Source organism: Desulfovibrionales bacterium, from assembly GCA_028715605.1.
GTDB lineage: Bacteria > Desulfobacterota > QYQD01 > QYQD01 > QYQD01 > QYQD01.
In genome coordinates, this window is the sequence record JAQURM010000014.1 from 13,794 (window position 1) to 36,543 (window position 22,750).

Sequence of the window (22,750 nt, forward strand, 5' to 3'; positions counted from 1 at the left end):
AAGGATTACTCAAAAGAGGAACTAAGATGAGGTCAATTATAAAACAACAAAAACTCGGGACTCCTCTTATTTTTATGGCCGTGATCATTTTTGCCATTCTTACAGGCTGCTCCCGGGATGGATCGAAAGAGGCACGGGCTGAGGATCCGAGGAAAGCCCCAGTGCCTGTAACCATTGCCGCTGCGGAAGAAAAATCCGTCCCCATAGAGCTGCGTGCGGTAGGGAATGTAAGGGCATTCTCGACGGTCTCAGTAAAGGCCCAGGTAGGCGGAGAATTGATAGCCGTACATTTCAAAGAGGGTCAAGAAGTAAAGTGTGGAGATCTGCTTTTTACAATCGATCCCGCCCCCTTTGAGGCTCATCTCAAGCAGGCCGAAGCCAATCTGGCCAAACACCAGGCTGAATTGCAGAATGCCCAAAAGCAGGTGGAACGGTACGGGTCTGTTGTCAAAAAGGGTTATGTATCGAAAGAAAATTATGACCAGGTAAGTACCGATGCTATAGCTCTTGAGGCCGGTGTGCTCGCGGACAAGGCCGCAGTTGAAAACGCCAAGCTCGATCTTAGGTATTGCTATATCCGGTCTCCGATTACCGGTTATACCGGAGAGCTTAAGGTGCATCGAGGGAACCTGATCAAGGCTAATGATAACGATCGTCCCATGGTAACGATAAACCAGACCAGTCCAATATACCTTGCTTTTTCCATCCCGGAAAGAAATCTCCCGGAGGTGAAACGGCACATGAAAACTCGAAAGCTTGACGTTCTGGCGGAAGTTCCCGGCATGGAGGCCCGGCCTCTCCGTGGTGAGCTGGCCTCTATTGATAACACGGTGGACTCTGGAACAGGTACCATCCAGCTCAAGGCCATCTTCCCCAATCGGGATACGAGCTTATGGCCGGGACAGTTTGTTAATGTGACCTTGACGCTCGGAAAGCAGGATGCGGCAGTGATAGTTCCTTCCCATGCCGTTCAGGCCGGGCAGCAAGGGCAATATGTCTTCGTAGTCAGGCCTGACCTTATTGCAGAGGTTCGGTCCGTAGTCGTGGAAAGGACGCTTGGAGATAAGGCGGTGATAGATAAGGGAATCAGGCCAGACGATCGGGTAGTGACCGATGGCCACGTGAAACTCTTCCCGGGTGCAAAGGTTAAACTTGTAAAGGGTGTTGAATAGAACCCTAAGGATAGTGACTTCGAAAGAGGTCAAGGATAATCCCTGATGAATATCCCCGAACTATTCATAAGACGTCCGGTCATGACCACGCTTGTCATGTTTGGTGTCTTATTATTCGGTATTGTTGCTTACCGGCTTCTCCCGGTAAGTGAGCTGCCGAATGTGGATTTTCCCACGATTCAGGTCTCAGCAACTCTTCCTGGATCCAACCCCGAAACCATGGCCTCTTCCATTGCGACTCCTCTCGAGCGCGAATTTTCCACAATCGCCGGACTCGATTCCATGACCTCGACCAGCGCCCTGGGAAATACCCAGATCACGCTTCAATTTTCTCTGGATCGGGACCTTGATGCCGCGGCCCAGGATGTCCAGACTGCCATATCCAAGGCCCAGCGACTTCTTCCGGCCGATTTGCCAAACCCCCCCTCGTTCCGGAAAGTCAATCCCGCGGACGAGCCGATCCTCTACCTCGCATTGAGCTCGCCCGTTCTGCCGCTTTCTACTGTAGACGAGTATGCCCAAACATTAATGGCCCAGCGTATATCCATGATAAGCGGTGTGGCTCAGGTCCAGGTTTATGGATCGCAGAAGTACGCGGTTCGTATTCAGGTGGACCCGAACGCTCTATCTTCCAAAGGAATCGGGCTCGATGAAGTGGAAAAGGCCGTCATGAGGGGCAACGTTAACCTCCCTACCGGAACACTGTACGGGAAGCATCAGGCCCTTACTATACAAGCGACGGGACAACTCACAGATGCAGCATCCTACCGCACGCTTATAGTAGCTTATCGCAATGGGGCTCCGGTCCGGCTGCAGGAACTGGGCAAGGTCGTTGACAGCGTTGAAAACGATAAAGTGGCCAACTGGTTCAATACCGCATCCGAGAGCCGCCGCGCCATAGTCCTGGCCATTCAGCGCCAGCCTGGGACCAACACGGTTGAGGTAGTAAACGCCATCAAGAAGCTCATACCCACTTTCCGGCTTCAGATACCTGCTTCCATCGACCTCAATATCCTGTATGACCGTTCCGAATCCATCGGTGAATCGATTGCGGATGTCAAATTTACGCTTTATCTAAGTATCTGTCTTGTGGTTTTGGTGATCTTCCTTTTCCTCAGGAACCTCTCAGCTACGATCATACCGAGCCTGGCGCTCCCCATGTCGATCATCGGCACCTTCTCGGTCATGTACCTTCTGGGTTACAGCCTGGATAACCTGTCTCTAATGGCGCTGACTCTTTGTGTAGGTTTCGTGGTAGATGATGCCATTGTAATGCTCGAGAATATAGTGCGGCATATGGAGATGGGCAAGGGGAAACTTCAGGCCGCTCTTGATGGATCCAGAGAGATTGCTTTTACCATTGTGTCCATGACCATCTCACTTGCCGCGGTATTTATCCCGCTTCTCTTTATGGGAGGCGTTCTGGGACGATTGCTCCACGAATTTGCTGTGACTATTGGAGTAGCCATCTTGGTGTCAGGAGTGGTTTCGCTTACTCTTTCTCCGATGCTTTGCAGCCGCTTTCTAAAGCCCCATGGCGCGGAACAGCATGGCAAGTTCTATGCTGTTTCCGAACGCTTTTTTAATGGCATGCTCAACGCCTACGATGTTACTCTTAAATGGGTGCTAAAACATGGTCTGGCCACTCTGATCCTATCCATTCTCCTTATCTTTGCCACGGGATATCTCTTCATGATAGTCCCCAAAGGATTCGTGCCGGATGTGGATACCGGCCAGATACGGGGGTTTACCGAAGCTGCTCAGGATATCTCTTTTGATTCCATGGTTCGGCATCAGAAAGCGGTTGCTGACGTGATCCGGCAAGAGCCTGCAGTGGACGGCTTTATGTCTAGTGTTGGAGCGAGCAGTATGAGTCCGACCGGCAATTCCGGACGATTCTTCCTTCGTCTAAAACCGATGTCCGAGCGAAAAGTGGATGCCAACGAAATAATCCAACGGCTTCGGGCAAAATTGGCAAGGATTCCGGGGATCAGGGCCTTTCTCCAGAATCCCCCTTCGATCCGCATCGGGGGACGTACGACCAAGAGCCTCTACCAGTATACTATTCAGGGCCCGGATATGAAGGAACTATATCAGTGGGCCCCCTTACTTGAAAATAAATTGCGTGAGCTTCCGGAACTGCAGGATGTGAATAGTGACTTACAGATCGCAAGTCCCCAGGTGTTTGTGGATATCGATCGTGATAAGGCACAAGCTTGCAGTATTACGGCAGATCAGATTGAAAACACACTTTATAACGCCTACGGCTCCAGACAAATCTCTACTATCTATACACCAACCAACCAGTATCAGGTTATTATGGAGGTACAGCCACAATTCCAGCTTTCGCCAGACTCCCTTTCCATGCTTTATATCCGTTCGGCATCCGGCCAACTTGTGCCATGTGATACGGTGGCCAGATTGAAGCGGACTATTAGCCCGCTAACCATCAACCACACGGGCCAGCTACCTTCTGTGACCATTTCCTTTAATCTTAAACCGGGGGTTGCTCTTGGTGACGGCGTGAGCCGGATACAGAAGCTGGTCCGGGACCTTCGCCTGCCCGCTACCCTCAGCACCAGTTTCCAGGGAACCGCGCAGGAATTTCAATCGTCCTTAAGAGGTATGTGGATCCTCTTAGTTATGGCCATCCTGGTCATTTACATAATCCTTGGGATACTATATGAAAGTTTTATTCATCCGTTGACGATCCTTTCAGGGATTCCTTCAGCTGGTGTAGGGGCTCTTGTCACGCTCCTTATCTTCCGAATAGATTTGAGTATTTATGCCTGGGTTGGGATCATAATGCTCATAGGAATCGTGAAGAAAAACGCCATCATGATGATCGATTTCGCCTTAGCTGTTCAGCGACGCGAGGGAAAGCCACCGGCCCAGGCTATCTACGAAGGTTGCATCCTTCGTTTCCGGCCAATCATGATGACCACCATGGCTGCGCTTATGGGAACTCTTCCAATAGCGCTTGGCTTTGGCGCCGGAGCCGAAGCAAGGCGGCCTTTAGGTCTGGCCGTGGTCGGCGGGCTGCTGCTCTCTCAGCTATTGACGCTCTATATCACACCGGTTGTTTATATCTATATGGAAAAGCTTCAGGAAAGAACGAGAAGATTATTCCGGATTGGGAAAAACCACAAAAATAGTGTAATCCCGGATTCCTAGATCTTCTAGAAAGTCAATTTTACCAGTCATGGGCTTCTTGTGTGACACTGCTTCTGTTCATCAAACTGAGAGCATTATTTTTTAGTTTTATTCTTATCCATTCTTTGCGTCTTGGCGCCTTTGTGGCTGCATCATTACGTAATTTTTGAGTTTTCTGACCTCTCCCGTATTGAGAAGCCGGTACTGACCAAGGGCCAGATGACCCAATTTGAGATCGGCAAAGGCTGTACGGCGCAGATTAAGCACGGGATGCCCGATGGTCGCGCACATCTTTTTTATCTGCCTTTTCCGGCCTTCCCGAATGGTTATCTCCAAAAGAGATGAATCTTCTCCTTTCCGGAGGCACTTAACCAGGGCAGGCTGCGTCTTACGGCCTTCTATAATAACTCCGTTTCTCAGGCGATCAATAGCCTGCTTCGCGGGTCTCCCTTTTACCTCTGCTTCGTAGGTCTTGTACGCCTTAAAACGCGGATGCTGGAGTTTAAAGGACAAGTCCCCGTCGTTGGTAAGCAATAGAAGGCCCTCGGTGTCGTAATCCAGCCTTCCCACCGGACAGACACGGACGGATATATCTTTCAAGAGGTCGGTAACTATCGGCCTTTTTTGGGGATCCCGCAGCGTGGTCACAAATCCTTTGGGTTTATTTAAAAGGGCATAGATAAGAGGCGCCGGAGGCGGTAATGGCCGGTCATCGATGAGGATCATATCCTTTTCGGTGTCCACCTTTATACCCATGGCAGTAACTATGCGGCCATTTACTGTAACTCTGCCCTGGCGGATGAGATCTTCGGCGTGTCTTCGCGAGGCGATCCCGATCCGGGCCAATGCCTTGTGCAGTCTTTCTTCCATAAAACATTCCAGCTATCAGCGTTTGGCCGTCAGCTATCAGCGCCGGTTCCCTCAGACCGGTCAAAGAGGTCCGGAGTCCTTTCTTTGCCCTCGACAGTATCGGGGGTAAGGGCCTTGATTTCTTTAAGATTGGGAAGGGAGGACAGATCCCTTAGATCAAATACCTCTAAAAATCTTTGGGTGGTCCCGTAGATAAGGGGTTTCCCGGCTAATTCCTTGTTGCGTCCTACGATGCGAATAAGTTTTTTCTCCAGAAGCGATTTCAGGACGCCGCTTACATCTACCCCGCGGATCCTTTCTATTTCAGACCGCAATATGGGTTGCTTGTAGGCAATAATGGCCAGCGTTTCCATGGCCTCGCGGCTGAGCCGCGCCGGAGCGGATTTTTTCAGGCGGGCAATCCAATCCCTGTATTCAGGCCTTGTCCTGAACTGGAAGCCTTCGGCTACCTCATAAAGGGCGAAACTGCGGCCTTCGGCATCGTATTCGTCCTTGAGTTGAATCAGGGTCGCCCCTATCTCCTCCTTTTTGTATTCCGGGAGGACATCGATAATCTTATCCCGGCGGAGCGGTGTTTCGGAGACGAATATCAAGGCCTCCAGAATTTGCTTTAGTTCAGACATAACTAGCTGGATGCACCGTTAATCTGGGAGTTTTGAACGGCTGGATAGCCCAAAAAGGCCTCGATCTCCTTTATAAACCCGGCAGAAGGAGCGACCTTAAGCGCGGATGGGAGACTTATGGTCACTTCGCCCTTGCCGGGGAGATTAAAATGGAGAAACAATGGGCAATGGCCCTTGTGCCCCTCGACTATATTCTTTAAGCCTATGATCTTTTCCGGCGTTAATCCCACCAGGGAAAGCCGCACATCCAATGCGGCGACACTTTTTTCCAGCGCCTGGCTGAGACCGAGAATCTCAGACGCTATTATCTTAGACCCTCTTTCATCACCGGCGATCTTACCTTTTACCAGTAAGGGCTTATCGCTTTTAAGCAGATCCCGGCAGTCGCGGTAACTATCCGCAAAAACTACTATTTCAACCACCCCCTGGAGGTCTTCCAGAGAAAGGAAGGCCATCCGTTCACCATTTCTGGTGCTTATCTCTTTTATGCTCCTGACCAGGCCCGCCAGGGTAACTTCCTTACCCTCCGGGAGGGCAGCGACCTGAACAGTATTGGCCGTAACCAACTTTTCCATCTCATGGGTATATCCGTTGAGGGGGTGCTCACTTATGTAGAGACCCAGCGCCTCCTTCTCAAAATTTAGCAACTGATCTCGAGGCCACTCTTCCATGATAGGCAGGGTGATGGATGAACCGGTATCCGAAAGGGTCTTTTCGCTAAATATAGACATTTGACTGGATTCCTTTTGACGCTGCCTGCTTTGGGCCAAGCCTATCGCGTCATCCAGGGCAGCAAAAAGCTGGGCACGCCTGGCGCCCATATAATCAAAGGCCCCGGCCTTTATCAGGCTTTCCGTCACCCGGCGGTTGACCCGCCGCAGGTCAACCCTGAGGCAGAAGTTTTCCAGAGAGGTAAACGGGCCTTCCTGGGTCCGGGCGGCGATTATGGAGTCAATGGCTCCCATCCCCACATTCTTTACGGCGGCCAGACCAAAGCGAATCTTTCCTTTAACTACACTGAAGTCGCTGTCGCTTTCATTGATGTCCGGCGGCAGGATCTCAATCCCATGTTCACGACACTCTGCTATATGTTTAACCACGTTATCCGTGGAGTCCATGTCGCTGGTAAGCAGGGCGGCCATAAAGGGCAGGGGATAATGGGCCTTGAGATAGGCGGTCTGGTAAGCGATAAGGGCGTAAGCCGTGCTGTGGGATTTATTGAAGCCATAACCGCCGAATTTTTCCATGAGGTCAAACAGCTTTTCCGCCTTTTTCCTGGGGACGCTGTTTTTTACGGCGCCGGTGACGAACTTTTCCCTTTGTGCGGCCATTATTTCGGGTATCTTCTTCCCCATAGCCGCCCGCAGGACATCGGCGTCACCCATGGAGTAATTGGCCAGGGCGCCGGCGATCTGCATGACCTGTTCCTGATAGACGATCACCCCGTAAGTCTCTTTGAGTATCTCTTCCAACTGGGGTACGGGATAGCTTACCTCAATCTGGCCGTGTTTGCCCTTTACGAAGTCATCGACCATGCCGCTTTCCAGCGGGCCCGGGCGGTAGAGGGCCACGGAGGCGATGAGGTCTGTGAAGGTCTGGGGTTTCATCTTGATAAGCAATTCTTTCATCCCCGCGCTTTCAAGCTGGAAGACGCCGGTTGTGTCTCCGCGGGAAAGTAGTTCATAGGCCTTTTGATCATCCAGGGGTATTTGCTCGAAATCCAACGCCTCGTTATATTCTTTTCGAATCAATTCCTGGGCATGACGGATGATAGTCAGGTTTTTCAGACCCAGGAGATCAAATTTAACCAGGCCGATCTTGTCCACGGCCTTCATGTGATATTGGGTAAGGACTTCACCCTTGGGACCCCGATACAGCGGCAGATATTCCACTATGGGTCTGTCTGAAATGACCACGCCCGCCGCGTGGGTAGAGGCGTGCCGCGGCAATCCTTCCAGGGCCATGGAGACCGTAATCAAGTCTTTCACCCTGGGGTCCTGTTCCGCCAATTCCCTGAGCCGAGGCTCTTTTCCCAGGGCCTCTTCCAGTCTTATATTCAGTTGATTGGGAATCAGCTTGGCTATCCGGTCCACCTCGCCGTAAGGTATGCTCATGGCCCGCCCCACATCCCGTATCACGGCCCGGGCCTGCATCTTGCCAAAGGTTATAATCTGGGCCGTATAGTCCTTACCTCCATATTTTTGCGATATGTATTCCAGGACTTCTTCCCTTCTATCCTTGCAGAAATCGACATCAATATCCGGCATGCTGCGCCTTTCGAGGTTCAGAAAGCGCTCAAAGAGGAGGTCATAAGGCAACGGGTCAATGTCCGTAATACGCAAGGCATAGGCCACCAGGCTGCCGGCGGCCGAACCGCGTCCCGGCCCGACCGGGACGCCCTTCTTTTTGGCGTAGTTGATAAAATCGGATACGATGAGAAAATAACCGGAAAAACCCATCTGCCGGATAACGTCCAGTTCGTAGGCCAGTCTCTCCCGGTAAACCCCTTCTTTTTTTTCATCCGGCCCTTCCTTCCGGGTTATAGCATCAAGCCGTTCTTTAAGCCCCTCCTTGGCTTCCTCTGCCAGTTTACTGTCGAGCGTTTCTCCCTCCGGCACAGGATAGACGGGGAAATGATATTCCCCCAGTTCGAGCTCCAGATTACAACGCCGGGCGATTTCTACGGTATTTTGTAAGGCCTCCGGGGTATCGGAAAAGAGCGACTCCATCTCGGCCGGTGAACGCAGGTAAAGCTGGTCGGTAGAGAATCTCATCCTGTTCTGATCTCCCACGGTCTTTCCGGTCTGCACACAGAGGAGGACATCATGGACGCGGGCGTCTTCCCGGCGCAGGTAGTGGCAGTCATTGGTAGCTACCAGGGGCAGGGAGAGGCGATCGGCGATCACTTTGAGGCCGCTGTTAACCGTCTTCTGTTCGGCTATGCCGTTTTCCTGGAGTTCCAGGTAAAAGCGATCCGGAAAGATGCGGGCGTATGCAGCGGTTTTTTCCATGGCGGCCTTTTCGCCTTCGTGGAGGAGGGCAAAAGGGATCTCGCCATGCAGGCAGGAGCTAAGGGCGATAAGCCCGGCATTATATCTTTCCAGGAGTTCTTTATCGACGCGCGGCTTGTAGTAAAAGCCCTCGAAGTATGCGGCGGTTACCAGCCGGCAGAGGTTTTTGTATCCCTCCTGGTTCTGGGTGAGGAGGACCAGGTGAAAGGCGGTCTCTTCGTTTCCCCGCGCGGTTTTATCCGAACGGTTTTTGGGCGCTACATAGACCTCGCAGCCGATGATGGGTTTTATATCGTTTTGCCGGGCCATCTGATAAAAATCCACGGCGCCGAACATATTGCCGTGGTCGGTCATGGCTATGGCCGGCATGCGGTATTCTTTGGCCGTGCGGAATAGATCCCTGAGGCGGATGGCACCGTCCAGGAGGCTGTATTCGGTATGGACATGCAGATGGATAAAATTGGCACGTTCCATGATACGGTAGTATTATCCTATTCCCATTCTATAGTGCTGGGCGGCTTGGAAGAGATGTCATAAACTACGCGGTTTACGCCCGTTACCTCATTAATGATGCGATTGGATATGGCGCTGAGCAGGTTATAGGGTATCTTGCTCCAATCAGCAGTCATGGCATCGAGGCTGTCCACCACCCGAAGGGCTATGACATGCTCATACGTCCTCTGGTCGCCCATAACTCCCACCGTCTTGATAGGTAAGAGGACAGCAAAGGACTGCCATACCTTTCGGTATAGACCAGCCTTTTTCACCTCTCCGAGGACGATGGCATCGGCCTCCCGCAGGATAGCCAGCCTTTCTGCGGTTACCTCCCCAAGGATACGGATGGCCAGCCCCGGTCCGGGAAACGGCTGTCGATAGACGATATCTTTGGGCATGCCCAGCTCCAGGCCGACCTTGCGCACTTCATCCTTGAATAGTTCCCGGAGGGGTTCAATGAGTTCAAGCTTCATGATTTCCGGCAGGCCGCCCACATTATGGTGGGTCTTGATTACGGCGGAAGGGCCTTTAAAGGAGACGCTTTCAATAACATCCGGGTACAGGGTGCCCTGGGCCAGGTACTTGACCTTACCTATGCGCCGGGCCTCCTTCTCGAAGATATGTATAAAGCCGTGACCTATGATACGCCTCTTGACCTCAGGATCAACGACCCCTTTCAGTTGTTTAAGGAAATACCCTGAGGCGTCCACATCGGCGAGTTTAATATTATAATGCCGCGTGAAGAGATTGCGGACGCTTTCCGGCTCGCCCTTCCGGAGCATCCCGTTATTTACGAAGATACAGGTAAGCTGCGGGCCGATGGCCTTATGTATGAGCACGGCTACCACTGAAGAGTCCACACCGCCGCTGAGGCCGCAAATAACCCGATCCGGGCCGACCTTTTCTCTAATGGCCTCCACCGTGTTCTCAATGAAGGATTTCATGGTCCAGCGCGGCCTGATCTTACAGATGCGGATTATGAAGTTTTTCAGGACATGATTTCCGATGGAGGTGTGCGCCACCTCGGGATGGAATTGCACCCCAAATAGAGGCCTTTCCCTGTGCCGCAGGGCGGCAATAGAGGAGTGCGCCGTGTGGGCGACAGGCGCGAATCCGGCCGGGAGGCGGTTAACCTTATCCCCGTGGCTCATCCACACCGGGTGGGTCTTCTCCCGGCCCGGTTCCAGGCCGTAAAACAGGTCTCCGGCGTCGTCGATGAAGAGATCGGCATGGCCATATTCCCGCTTTGCGGCATGCGCCACCTTTCCGCCGAATTGATGGGCCATAAGCTGCATACCATAACAGATGCCCAGTACCGGTACGCCAAGATTATAGATTTCCGGTGTGCTTATGGGGGCGCCTTTATCATAGACCGAGGACGGTCCTCCGGAAAGTATAATACCCTTCGGCTGGAAGGCGCGGATTGCGGCTAAGGACAGGTTAAAGGGGTGAATCTCGCAATAAACCTTGTTTTCGCGGATGCGCCTGGCAATAAGCTGGGTATATTGCGAACCAAAATCCAGGATCAGTATTTTTTCGGCGTGAATATTATTTTTCATGCTCGCGTAAACCTTACTTTACTTTTGCATTTTTCCTTGTAAAACAGCATCCGTCTCCGGCCGACCTGTTTACGATCCGCCGCAGGAGGAGAGACTTGCTGAGACTTCTGGTCGCACCCGGAAGTATCCGTTTGCCGTTATCAGTTAACCGTTGTCCGTAAAAACCCGAATATCTTTTTTCGGTGAACGGTGAACGAACAACGGTGAACGGTTACGCATTTTTATTGCTCCACTCTATAATTTGGGGCCTCTTTGGTTATGATGACGTCGTGGACATGGCTTTCTCTCAGGCCGGCCGGGGTAATCCTGACAAAAGTCGCTTTATGGCGGAGTTCCTCTATGGTTTTACAGCCTACATAGCCCATGCCCGCCCTCAGGCCGCCTATCAATTGATATACCGTGGCTGCCAGGGGACCGCGGTAGGGAACCCGGCCTTCAATGCCCTCCGGCACAAGCTTGGACAACTGTTCGATATTTTCCTGGAAGTAGCGATCCTTACTTCCTTTTTTCATGGCCTCTAAGGATCCCATGCCCCGATAGACCTTGTAGGTCCGCCCCTGATAGAGCACGGTTTCACCCGGGCTTTCTTCCGTGCCGGCAAAAAGGCTTCCTATCATCACAGAATGGGCTCCGGCGCCTATGGCCTTGGTTACATCCCCGGAAAACTTGATGCCGCCGTCCGCAATGACCGGTATGTCATACTTATTGCATACCAGCGCACAGTTGTGTATAGCCGTCATTTGTGGTATTCCGATGCCGGCGACGATGCGTGTTGTACAGATGGAGCCGGGGCCGACCCCCACCTTTACGCCGGTTGTCCCGGCTTTAATTAATCGTTCAGCGCCTTCCGCGGTGGCTACATTACCGGCGACAAGTTCCAGCCCGGAAAAATGCTTTCTGATATCTTTTATCGCTTTGACGACGTTTTCTGAGTCTCCATGGGCAGAATCAATAACTATAACGTCAACTCCGGCCTCCACCAAGGCATTTACGTGTTCAATCCGTCCCGGACCCACGCTAACGGCCGCGCCTACTCTGAGCCGACCCAGGCTATCCTTGCAGGCCATGGGATATTTTATTATTTTTTCAATATCTTTTATGGTGATCAAACCCTTCAGATTTCCTTCATCATCAACCACTAATAGTTTTTCAATACGCTTCTTATGCAGAAGAACCTTTGATTCTTCCAGACTTATTCCTACCGGAGCGGTTACCAGGTCCTCCTTGGTCATTACTTTTTCCACGTCCTGATCCAGATTGGTCTCAAAGCGAAGGTCTCGGTTAGTGACAATGCCGACCAGCTTTTTCCCTTCTACTACCGGCACGCCGGAGATGCGGTATTGCTGCATGATGTTCAATACCTCGTATATCTTCTGTCCCGGGCTGACGGTCACCGGATCAACAATCATGCCGCTTTCAGACTTCTTGACCTTTTCCACCTCCAGCACCTGGCTTTCGATCGGCATGTTCTTGTGTATGATTCCCAATCCGCCTTCCCGGGCCATGCTGATGGCTGTATGGGCCTCGGTTACAGTATCCATAGCGGCGCTAATCAGGGGGATACTGAGCTTAATGTTGCGTGTCAACCGGGTAGCCGTATCCACATCCTTGGGTAAAACTGATGAATTCTGGGGTACCAGCAACAGGTCGTCAAAGGTATAAGCTTCCTTTATTTCGTGTAACATATTTCTTTATTCCTTTCCCACAGATCTATGGCTATTCCCTCCAGGATACCGTTGTGGCTGACGGTCATTTCCGGGAGGGAAAAGGCCTTCAGTATCCCTATCCATATTATTAATCCGGCCAGGATAATATCTTCTCTCCCTGGTTCGAGGCCGGCCAGGACTAATCTGTCCCTGGCCTTTTTTACCCCTAACCGGTCGAATAGTGCAAGCAGTTTGTTTATGGTCAGGACATGCCCATGCACCAGATCAGAGATATAATTACAGAGGGCCAGGTCCATGGCGGCCAAGGTGGTCGCTGTTCCCGCGGTGCCAACCAGCCTGTATCCTCCTTCACATATAATATCTTTAAACGGCGCGAGCATTGTGACCTTGCCTAATTGTTCGGCCACACAAGCCCTAAGACCCTCTATCTCCTTTTTCGGCGGGGGATCATGCTCAAAATAGGTCTCGGTGAGATATACTGCCCCCAGGTCAATGCTATGAACGGCTTCGATTCTGTAATCTCTGACTATAATGAGTTCCGTGCTGCCGCCGCCTGAATCCACTACCATAGCCCGATTACAGGATTGCGGGAAATTCCATAAGATACCCTTTACAGAGAGACTGGCCTCTTCTTCACCGGATATTATATCGATAGGGACGCCTGTTTGATTATAGAGCCGTTGTATGATTTCTTCCCCATTACCGGCCTTGCGAAAGACACTGGTTCCTATGGCCCGGAGGTCATCGACTGAGCGCCTTTCCATTGCCTCCCTAAAACGCACCAGAATCGGCACAGCCCTGGCTACAGCTTTCTCGTTTATAACACCCTGCTGTTTGAGACCTTCTCCTAATCTGACGTTGGCTCTGTCCGTATGAAGGGTGAGGATTTTTTTGTCTTTGATTTTACCAATCCAGAGACGTAGGGTGTTTGTGCCGACGTCTATAGAGGCTAAATTTTGTTGCATCATGGAGACAGGGCTAGGCTTGACATTAAGTTTCATATATTACTATATTCACAGACAAAAGGAAAGGGAGGCGATACCTTTTGATTATTACCGTTAATACTGTCAATCCCCAACCCAGATTGATTAATCGAACAGTAGAGGTACTTCGTTCCGGCGGGATTATTGCTTATCCGACTGATACTGTATATGGGATAGGCTGTGATATTTTTAATAAAAAGGCTATAGAGAAGATTTACCAGATAAAACATAGGCCAAGGCATAAGCCCTTTAGTTTTATCTGCGCCGACCTTAAAAATATCAGCGAATATGCCCACGTTTCCAACTTTGCCTATAAGATTATGAGAAAGTTGCTGCCCGGGCCCTATACATTTATCCTGGAGGGGTCCAGCCTGGTGCCAAAATTAATGCTTACCCGCCGCAGAACGGTTGGGATCAGAGTTCCTGACCATACCGTTTGTCTGGCTATAGTACGGGCATTGGGGCATCCTATTGTCAGCACCAGCGCTGCTGTAGGAGATTCTCAGATAATGACCGGGGACCCCGAAGAGATAGAAGAGAAATTAGGGCCTTCTTTGAATCTGGTTGTTGATGGGGGAATACTGTATCCCGAGCCTTCTACAGTAGTTTCGCTTATTGATGACAGCCCGGAAATAATACGCGCAGGAAAGGGAGGTATCAGTCTATTTAGCTAAGGACTTTTTAAGTTCTCTACCCATCTTGAATAGGACTGTTCTCCTTGCCTTTAATTCCATTGCCGCCCCGGTCTTTGGATTTTTACTTAGGCGTGATTTCCTCATCCGGGGATTAAAAGTGCCAAAACCTCTTATTTCTACACGCCTACCTTGAGATAGAGATTTTTGCATGGTTTCAAAGATGGTATCCACTATGACCTGTATATCTTTTTTGTAATATTTAGGAAACCGTTCGCTTAGTTGATTTATTAGATCGCTTTTAACCATAAGATGCACCTCGTCATTCCAATATTTCATTATTCCAATGGGGGAGAACCCCTAACTTCCTAATCCGGCTTCGAAAGAAAGTTTGTAGGGAATGTAGAAAAGCCCCTCTAGAACGCCCTCCCTAAAGGTGGTGTCCAGGATAAGTTCCCAGAAGGATACTCCTTTTTTCTTGGGGTATATCACTTCGGGCTCTTCTTTGAGGCCCGCCATCTGTCCGGCCGCGGCTATGGCCTCTTCCATATTCCCGAGTTTGTCAATCAGGCCCATCTCCATGGCCTGTTTACCGGAGAAGATCCGGCCATCGGCTATTCCCCGGATTTTTTCTTGAGGCATTTTGCGTCCGCTGGCCACAACTTCTACAAATTGGGATTGTACATCATCTATGACTCCCTGAACCATGGCCTTTTCTTTGGCCGTCATTTCCCGAGTTGGGGAGCCTGCGTCCTTTAATTCGCCGCTTTTTAAAGAGCTTACTTTCAGGCCGATTTTACGTAATAGTTCCTCTGCGTTGGCAAACTTCATAATAACACCGATGCTGCCGGTTATCGTCCCGGGATTGGCTATGATCTTATTTGCCCCTACCGCTATATAGTAGCCGCCGGAGGCAGCTATGGAGCCGCAGGAGGCGACCACCGGTTTTACCTGGCCGGCCCTCTTTACCTCAGTATATATTTCCTGAGCAGCGCCCACTATGCCGCCCGGACTGTCGATACGGACAACAATGGCCTTAATCTGCGGGTTTTTACGTAAGGCCGAAAGGTCCTGGATGGTTTCTTTAGAGTCTGTGATTAACCCGTTTATTTCAACTATGCCAATTTTTTCGCCCGGCGCTAATAGCCGCCCTTGGTCGCCGACCCAGGCAAATATAAAGACAATAACAATGAGTCCGAAAAAAATAGAGGCCAGAATGGCTAACCCGAATAAAATCGGATGCTTTTTCATGTCTTATGGCGTTTTATTAATGGTTATTGGCGAGTTCTCTTTTTAAAAGATCTCCCAGAGTAGATGTGGCGTTTTCATCCTTGGCGAGATAGCCATTAGCTGAAGATTTCTCTTCTTCTGTTTCCAGCCTCTTTATGGATAAACCGATCTTCTTTTTTTCCGGTGAGATATTTATCACCTGGGCAGTAACCATATCACCCGTCTTGTAAAGTTCACGTATATCCTTCGATTTATCCCGGCTGACTTCCGATGCATGCACCAACCCTTCAATGCCTTCTTCCAACTGGATAAAGATACCGAAGTCCGTGATGTTTGTTATAGCGCCGGTTACCCTGGTTCCTGCGGGATAGACGCTGGAGACCTTGCTCCAGGGATCGGGCTGCAATTGCTTGACTCCGAGGGAGAATTTTTTATGTTCGCTGTCTATACCCAGGACAATGGCCTTAATAAGCTGCCCCTTTTTGTAGAGTTCGGCCGGATGTTTAATCTTTTTCGTCCAGGAAAGGTCAGAGATATGTATCAGGCCGTCAATCTCTTCCTCTATACCGATAAATATCCCGAAGTCCGTAATGTTCTTGATCTTCCCTTCAATTACCGTTCCTACCGGATATTTTTCTGCTATAACGTCCCATGGGTTAGGTTTCACCTGCTTTAACCCCAGAGAAATGCGTTTGGCCTTGGCATCCGTATTCAGGACCATTACCTCGACAGTGTCGCCCATGGACAGCACTTGATGCGGATGGCGAATCTTTTTGTTCCACGACATCTCTGAAATGTGTACCAAACCCTCCACACCTTCTTCCAACTCCACGAAGGCGCCGTATTCGGCGAGGCTGACCACCCTTCCCTGAACCCGTGCACCGGGCGGATATTTATCTGTAACTGATTCCCATGGATCAGAGATTAGCTGTTTTAATCCCAGCGAAATCTTTTCGTTACCCCGGTCAACGCTCAAGATTTTTGCCTTTATGGCGTCGCCGGGCCTATACACACTGGAGGGATGCTCTACTCTCCCCCAGGACATATCGGTTATATGTAAAAGGCCATCAATGCCTCCCAGATCGACAAATATACCGTAGTCAGTGATATTTTTGACCTTTCCTTCTACTGTTTGTCCTTCCGCAATTGTAGAAAGCGTTTTGTTTTTCAATGCCTTTCTTTCTTCGTTTAAAAGGGCCCGCCGTGAGAGAATGACGTTAGAGCGGTCTCTGTTTATTTTTAATATTCTGAAACGATATTTATTGCCGATGAGACTCTCCGCGTCCTTGATCGGCCGTAAATCGGCTTGAGATGCGGGCAAAAATGCATTGATGCCGATATCTACATTAAAGCCGCCCTTAACCTTCCCTACTATCTTGCCTTCTATACTGGAACCCTCGCTGAAGTTTTGCTCGATGGTATCCCAGGACTTGATTCTATCGGCCCGTTTTTTAGACAGTAAGGATAAGCCATCCTCCCGGCCTCGCCTTTCCAGGTAAACATCTATTGTTTCTCCGACAGAGGCCCGCACCTGACCATCTTCGCCTGTGAATTCTTCAATAGGCACCTGACCCTCTGACTTACAGCCTACGTCAACCACCACATAGTCTCTGTTAATACTTATAATCTTGCCCTGAAGAATCTCACCTTTCTGGATCGTCTTCAGGCTCTCTTCATAAAGTTTATTAAATTCCAGCGATTCGGCGGCCTCCTGGCTGCGGTGGGCCGTGTCCTGTTTATTCTCTTCGCTGTCGGACTTAAGCAGGTCTGTTTTCGATATTTCTTCCGTTGTGGTGTGATCTTTTATATCCATTAATCAACAATTCTCCCTATTTTCAATAACTATTGTGTAGTATATAACAAACTGAGGCGGAAAGTTCAACCTGTTTCACGGATTTTATATCTAAAAAGCGGAGAGAAGCTATACCTGTTTGCGCGCAGCGCGCAGGCAAGCCTTGAGAGAGGCCTTTTCTTCTGTTTTGGCCAGCATGAAGGCAATTACCTCATCTATGCTTTTGTCTGTACTATCTACAAAAATAGCATCCGGGGCGGGTATTAACGGGGCTACGGCCCGGCTGCTGTCGTCAGCATCTCTTTTTAACATCTCTTTACGGACCTGTTCATAATCCGGGTTATTGCCTTTTTGCAGTAGTTCTTTGTGCCTTCTTGAGGCCCTTTCTTCCGGTGAAGCGTCCAGATAAAATTTGACATCAGCATCGGGAAAGACCACGGTTCCCATGTCTCTTCCTTCCGCCACTACGCCGCCCCTTTTACCGATGTCCCTTTGCATTTCCAACAAGGATTGTCTGACCATCGGCTTGGCCGAGATATATGATGAAAGCATGCTGATCTCCGGGGCGCGGATTTCTTCACTGACATCCTCTCCGGCCAGGATAACCGTTAGTTTGCCGCCGTTATGGGTCAGGGCGATGGCGGGCTTACGGCACAGCTTTTCCAGGTCTTTTCCCTTATCGGGGTTAAGATTATTTTTTTGGGCAGCAAGTGCTAAGGCCCTATATAAGGCGCCGGTGTCCAGATAGACATACCCCAGAATATCGGCTAATTTCTTACTCACAGTGCTTTTACCCGCACCGGCCGGCCCGTCTATAGTTATGAGCAACCCCTTCGGGATTCTATCATCAGCCACGGGGTTCCATGACCTCTTTAAATGCGCTCAGAAATCGCTTATTTTCCGCCGGGAGGCCGACGGTTATGCGGATGTAATCGGGTAATTTGTAGGCATGCATGGGCCTTACAATAACCCCTTTGCGAAGGAGCTTTTCGTAAACCGCCTTGCCGCCCGTTTTTATGTCTATAAGAAAAAAATTGGTCTGGGTGGGAAGACAGCGGTAACCAAGGCGTCCGACTTCACTCGTTAGATAATTAAGACCTTCCCTGACCATTTCCTTTGTTCCGGCCAGGTGCTCTTCATCACTCAGCGCCGCCAGGGCGCCCACCTGGGCCAGGGAATTGACATTAAAAGGCTGTCTGATGCGGTTTATATATTCGGAGAGTTCTTTTTTCATCACCCCGTAGCCGATACGAAGTCCGGCCAGACCATAGGCCTTGGAGAAGGTCCTTAAGGTTATGACCAGATAGGGGGAATCAAGGTAATCCAGCCCGCAGAAGGTGCTATCCGTGGTAACAAAGTCATAATAGGCCTCGTCGGCCACCACAATCACACCCGGCGGGATGTCTCTTAAAAATTGTTCAAAGGCCTTTTTTGCAACTACAGTCCCCATGGGATTATTGGGGTTGTCTAGAAATATTACCTTTGTCCCGGCGGCGACTGCTTTCGCTATCCCAGCCAAGTCATGGCTGCCTTTCTTCAGCGGCACGACTATATTTCGGCCGCCTACGGCCTGCACCATTTTTCTATAGACCAGGAAGGTGGGATCGCTGCTGATGGCCTCGTCGCCGGGGTTAAGAAAGGTGCGCACAATCAGCTCGATCAGTTCGTTAGAGCCGTTGCCGAGGACGATGTTTTCTGTACTAAGACCGAGTTTTTCGCTTAAGCCTTGTTTCAGATAATAGCCGCTGCCGTCCGGGTAACGGTGTAACTTACCTAGGGCTGCCTTAATAGCCTCTACGGCCTTTGGCGAAGGGCCCAGGGCATTTTCGTTTGAGGCCAGTTTTATAGAGTTTTTTACACCATATTCCCTTTCCAATTCTTCGATTGGTTTGCCGGGCGGGTAGGGGGTCAGATTTTGGATATAATCTGCGACCAGGGGCTTGGCCATGATCTCCATCTCCTTCGTTCGTCTGAGGCAGGTGGCTACCGGTTACGTAGCAATTTTGGTAGCCGCAGGCTTTGGCCTGCGTTTAAGTCCTTTACATAAGACGCATATTCATACTCCACCTCACCTTAAAAAGCAACCTGCTTTTGCCATGTTGCAGCCACATGATGCCGTCATAAAAACGGCGCGGAAAATGTCGCCTGACAGGTATTTTAAGAAAGGAGATAATAGACTTTTGGGGCGGTCTAAATGCAGGAAGAGTACTTATGAAGGAAAAGGGGGATACAGGGGGATTTTCAGGTGAAAATAGGGGCTTATAACCTCTATAGGCCGGGTAACATGGTCATTTATTTAAGTTTTTCCGGGATGTGCCGATAAGCATATAACATTATGAAGGACTTAGGTTATGTTCAGATTCTGACCCTGGTTACCTTTACCTTCCTTGGTGTCTGTTGGGTCGGAGTGGTTATCTATGGACTGGCTTCGCCCGTTTATGATTTTCTTAAGAGGATCGTAGAAAAATCCAGAGAATCATAACGAATAATTGTTCATCCGGAAACTACCGTTCCGCATTCTCCGTTAACCGTTGTCCGAAATTTTCTTTCGGTAAACGGTCAACAGTAAACGGTGAACCGGCTTCATGCTGATAGTTGAGCGCTGATTGCTCCATCCAGACTTTTTGCGTTTTCGGATGGGAACAAGTCAATTTCGGTTTTCATCCTTTATCCCTGTCTAACACCTCTCGAGCCTTTTTTAATAACTCGGCGGTCTTATATGGCTTATGGATAAAGGCGCATATCTCGCCTTCCAATCCCTTCAGTTCCTTGGTTTCAGCGTATCCGCTGGAGATGACGACTTTTGCCTGTGGGTTGATCTTTTTGAGGGCAGCCAGCGTTTCTTTCCCGTCCATGACCGGCATGAAGAGATCCAAGATAACCAGGTCAATCTTCCCCGGAGATGCGGCATAAATTTCTAGTGCCTCCCGGCCGTTCCGGCAGGCTATGACCTGATATCCATGCGCGGACAGGATTTCAGTGGCAAATCCCCTTATCACTTCTTCGTCATCAACAAGCAAAAGGGTTTCATGGCCCTGTGGATGGTCAGCTTTATCTTCTAAAGGTTCTAAGGGGCTGACCGTCGTCTTTTGCGCAGAAGAATGGGGCAGGTAGATATTAAAAGTGGCACCTTTTCCTATTTCACTGGTTACCTCTATGGCTCCCCGATGCTTTTTTATTATATTATAGACCATGGAAAGGCCGAGTCCGGTGCCCTTTCCCTTTTCTTTGGTGGTAAAGAAGGGATCGAAGATCTTTGCCACGGTCTCCTTGTCCATTCCCTGGCCGTTGTCGGCTATGGAAACGAGCACGTAGTTTCCAGGGACGAGGCCCTGCAAAGACGGGGAAGAGGTGTCCTCTACATAGATATTGCCGGAGGTTATGGTTATCTTGCCGTTTTCAGATACGGCATCTCGGGCATTAATGACGATATTTAACAGGGCCTGATGCATCTGGCCGCTGTCACAATCCACCATGCCTATATCCGGGGCCAGGTTTTTCTCTATGGTTATTTTTTTATCCACGCCTGTGGAGAAAAGGGCCAAGATCTCCCTGATGACGGTATTGAGGTTCGCAGGCTCAAGGGCGGTCTTTTTAGACCGGGCAAAGAGCAGCAGTTGCTGGGTCAGTTGTGCGCCGCGCGACGCTGAAGTCTCAATGGTGTCAACGTATTTATGGAGTTTGGCGTCCTGTGCCACCAAGTTCTTGAGGAGAGAGGCATAGCCCAGGATCCCTACCAATATGTTGTTAAAGTCGTGGGCGATGCCGCCCGCCATTATGCCCAGACTTTCCATTTTCTGGGCCTGGAGGAGTTCAGCTTGAGCCGCAGAGAGTTCTTCCAGTGTCTTTTCCAGGTAGTTATTTTTTAGAGATAATTCATTATGCAGCAGGGCATTGTTGATTACTGCGGCGGTAAAATTAGCCACCATCTGCATGATTCTGACGTCGTTGTCTGTGAAGGCATTTATATCGGGGTGGCTTAGGTTAATGACTCCCATAGCCTTTTCGTTGACGACCAGGGGGATAGCCAGGAGTGACCGAACTTTGATGCGGCTTGAATCTACCTCCGTAAAGAATCCCGATGCGGCGGTGTCAGGGACATAGATGGCTTTGCCTTCTTTAAGGGCCGTGCCGGCCACACCTTCACCCACGCTGAAGGAGTAGAGTCGCTTTTCCTTGTCCCCGATAGCATTACTGTCCAGAAGGTACCTTTTGTCCATCTGGTCATTGGCAGCCAGGAGATAAAGCCGGGACTGTTCGTTATCCAATAGCATAATAGAGCAGTTTTCAGCCACAGTCTCTTCTGCGATAATGGTTACAACCTTTGCAGAGAGCGACTGGAGGGCGTGGATATGTTCCAGGCAGGCGCTTATCCGGGTGATTACGGACAGTTCGATGATCTTCTCCTGGAGGGTTATGGTAGTCTCCTGGAGGGCCCGCTGGAGGTGTGCGTTTTGTAACCTGAGAGATTCTACTTCCTGCATCTTTTTCATTATTTCATGGACTGCACAAAACCGTTGATTTTTTCCCGCATCTCTTCTAATTTTTCGCCCAGTTGAACCAGGCGATCCGGTTTAATCTGCAATGACTTAAAGGCTGTTTCGTTTAAGTTTATTTCCGGGACCAGAGATAATCCTATATCTTTCAGATGACACAGATAGTTAGCCGTTACGATTACCGCTGTCTCTATGGCATATTCGGCCGGGCACGATTCCAGGTTGTGGTGATATTTCAAGCGGTTAATTATAGACGACGGGATTTTCCAGCGGGTAAGAAGCATGCTGCCCACCTCCGCATGGTTAAGGCCGAATGCCTCTTTTTCCAGACTATGGAGCGGCTTCTCTTCTTCTTTGGCCTGCCTTACGACGGGTATATACATGTCGTTTAGATAGCGGTCAAAAATTATCTTGCCCAGGTCATGGAAGAGGCCGGAGACGAAGAAAGATGGGTCATTGGACTTCAGGATTTCTTTGGAGATTATATTTGCGGCCGTGCCCACTCCGATGGCATGTATCCAGAACCCCTCCCGATCGAAGACGCTCTCCTCATCGGATTTTAAGTTGGAAAAGACACTGGTCCCGAGCGCGAGATTTTTGACGGTTTCGAAGCCGAGGACCACCACCGCCCGGTCTATGGCCTCGACCTTGCCTGAAAGATTGTAGTAGGCCGAGTTGGCAATCCTTAAAACAGCCGAAGATATGGCCTGATCCTGGGATATATAGGCGGCCACATCCCGGGCCGAGGAGGAATTTTTTTGCACCAGGGTCAAGATATTGGCGACAACGGTGGGCAGCGTAGGCAACGACATTATCCGGTTATTTATTATGTAGCGAATGTCTTTGTTTTCCATAAGTAATCAAAATGACTAATACGATTGTTGCGAGCTAAGCGATATTTACCGTATCGGAACTAATCCCGGAATTGTTAAGCTCTTATCTCCTATTTTATTACTCCGGCAATTAAGAAGCCTAAATCCCCCCTTTTGTAACACATAACCCCCTGGATTCCCTCTGGAGTTTATCCGTCGCAGGTGGGCGGGAATGACAAGACCGATGCCAAGAAG

General features: G+C 50.0%; 17 protein-coding genes. 4 read left to right on the forward strand and 13 right to left on the reverse strand.

Annotation, left to right across the window (positions count from 1 at the left end):
• Positions 1-26 precede the first annotated feature (26 nt).
• The gene (locus tag PHT49_10910) at positions 27-1,172 is read left to right on the forward strand and encodes an efflux RND transporter periplasmic adaptor subunit (protein MDD5452392.1); all 1,146 of its coding nucleotides are present in this window, start codon (positions 27-29) and stop codon (positions 1,170-1,172) included.
• Positions 1,173-1,217: 45 nt separating this feature from the next.
• Positions 1,218-4,346, forward strand: coding sequence for an efflux RND transporter permease subunit (locus tag PHT49_10915; protein MDD5452393.1), 3,129 nt, complete (start codon positions 1,218-1,220; stop codon positions 4,344-4,346).
• Between the two features lie 93 nt (positions 4,347-4,439).
• Here the strand turns inward: PHT49_10915 and PHT49_10920 are convergent, their stop codons facing one another.
• From PHT49_10920 to PHT49_10945, 6 genes are all read right to left on the reverse strand, one after another.
• The gene (locus tag PHT49_10920; GenBank protein ID MDD5452394.1) at positions 4,440-5,195 is read right to left on the reverse strand and encodes a pseudouridine synthase; all 756 of its coding nucleotides are present in this window, start codon (positions 5,193-5,195) and stop codon (positions 4,440-4,442) included.
• A 29-nt stretch (positions 5,196-5,224) separates the two neighbouring features.
• Positions 5,225-5,818 carry an SMC-Scp complex subunit ScpB gene (gene scpB / locus PHT49_10925; protein ID MDD5452395.1) on the reverse strand — a complete coding sequence of 198 codons (594 nt, stop codon included), beginning with the start codon at positions 5,816-5,818 and terminating at the stop codon, positions 5,225-5,227.
• Positions 5,819-5,820: 2 nt separating this feature from the next.
• Positions 5,821-9,303 carry a DNA polymerase III subunit alpha gene (dnaE, locus tag PHT49_10930; protein ID MDD5452396.1) on the reverse strand — a complete coding sequence of 1,161 codons (3,483 nt, stop codon included), beginning with the start codon at positions 9,301-9,303 and terminating at the stop codon, positions 5,821-5,823.
• Between the two features lie 17 nt (positions 9,304-9,320).
• The gene (guaA, locus tag PHT49_10935; GenBank protein MDD5452397.1) at positions 9,321-10,883 is read right to left on the reverse strand and encodes a glutamine-hydrolyzing GMP synthase; all 1,563 of its coding nucleotides are present in this window, start codon (positions 10,881-10,883) and stop codon (positions 9,321-9,323) included.
• Positions 10,884-11,104: 221 nt separating this feature from the next.
• A complete protein-coding gene (gene guaB, locus PHT49_10940) occupies positions 11,105-12,568 on the reverse strand; it encodes an IMP dehydrogenase (GenBank protein MDD5452398.1) in 1,464 nt (487 codons plus the stop codon).
• Entirely contained in the window at positions 12,553-13,515 is a 963-nt protein-coding gene (locus PHT49_10945; protein ID MDD5452399.1) for a hypothetical protein, read from the reverse strand. The genes guaB and PHT49_10945 overlap by 16 nt, the downstream gene beginning before the upstream one ends.
• Before the next feature lie 80 nt (positions 13,516-13,595).
• Between PHT49_10945 and PHT49_10950 the strand changes: the two genes are divergently transcribed.
• On the forward strand, positions 13,596-14,207 hold the full coding sequence (locus tag PHT49_10950) for an L-threonylcarbamoyladenylate synthase (GenBank protein ID MDD5452400.1): 612 nt from the start codon (positions 13,596-13,598) through the stop codon (positions 14,205-14,207).
• Here the strand turns inward: PHT49_10950 and PHT49_10955 are convergent.
• The 5 genes from PHT49_10955 to hisC all read right to left on the reverse strand — a co-directional run bounded on the left by PHT49_10955 (position 14,196) and on the right by hisC (position 19,135).
• The gene (locus PHT49_10955; protein ID MDD5452401.1) at positions 14,196-14,474 is read right to left on the reverse strand and encodes an integration host factor subunit beta; all 279 of its coding nucleotides are present in this window, start codon (positions 14,472-14,474) and stop codon (positions 14,196-14,198) included. The genes PHT49_10950 and PHT49_10955 overlap by 12 nt on opposite strands.
• A 51-nt stretch (positions 14,475-14,525) precedes the next feature.
• On the reverse strand, positions 14,526-15,416 hold the full coding sequence (gene sppA, locus PHT49_10960; GenBank protein MDD5452402.1) for a signal peptide peptidase SppA: 891 nt from the start codon (positions 15,414-15,416) through the stop codon (positions 14,526-14,528).
• 16 nt (positions 15,417-15,432) lie between these two features.
• Positions 15,433-17,208 carry a 30S ribosomal protein S1 gene (locus tag PHT49_10965; GenBank protein ID MDD5452403.1) on the reverse strand — a complete coding sequence of 592 codons (1,776 nt, stop codon included), beginning with the start codon at positions 17,206-17,208 and terminating at the stop codon, positions 15,433-15,435.
• Between the two features lie 108 nt (positions 17,209-17,316).
• Positions 17,317-18,042: a (d)CMP kinase gene (gene cmk / locus PHT49_10970; protein MDD5452404.1), complete on the reverse strand. Its 726-nt coding sequence runs from the start codon at positions 18,040-18,042 to the stop codon at positions 17,317-17,319.
• Positions 18,035-19,135: a histidinol-phosphate transaminase gene (hisC, locus tag PHT49_10975; GenBank protein MDD5452405.1), complete on the reverse strand. Its 1,101-nt coding sequence runs from the start codon at positions 19,133-19,135 to the stop codon at positions 18,035-18,037. The genes cmk and hisC overlap by 8 nt, the downstream gene beginning before the upstream one ends.
• A 387-nt stretch (positions 19,136-19,522) precedes the next feature.
• On the opposite strand from hisC, the gene PHT49_10980 reads away from it, so the two are divergent.
• The gene (locus tag PHT49_10980) at positions 19,523-19,669 is read left to right on the forward strand and encodes a hypothetical protein (GenBank protein MDD5452406.1); all 147 of its coding nucleotides are present in this window, start codon (positions 19,523-19,525) and stop codon (positions 19,667-19,669) included.
• Positions 19,670-19,847: 178 nt separating this feature from the next.
• On the opposite strand, the gene PHT49_10985 is transcribed toward PHT49_10980, so the two are convergent.
• Together PHT49_10985 and PHT49_10990 are read right to left on the reverse strand one after the other, a co-directional pair.
• Positions 19,848-21,680 carry an ATP-binding protein gene (locus tag PHT49_10985; GenBank protein MDD5452407.1) on the reverse strand — a complete coding sequence of 611 codons (1,833 nt, stop codon included), beginning with the start codon at positions 21,678-21,680 and terminating at the stop codon, positions 19,848-19,850.
• Positions 21,680-22,537: an HDOD domain-containing protein gene (locus PHT49_10990; GenBank protein MDD5452408.1), complete on the reverse strand. Its 858-nt coding sequence runs from the start codon at positions 22,535-22,537 to the stop codon at positions 21,680-21,682. Before PHT49_10990 ends, PHT49_10985 begins: the two co-directional genes overlap by 1 nt.
• Between the last annotated feature and the right edge of the window lie 213 nt (positions 22,538-22,750).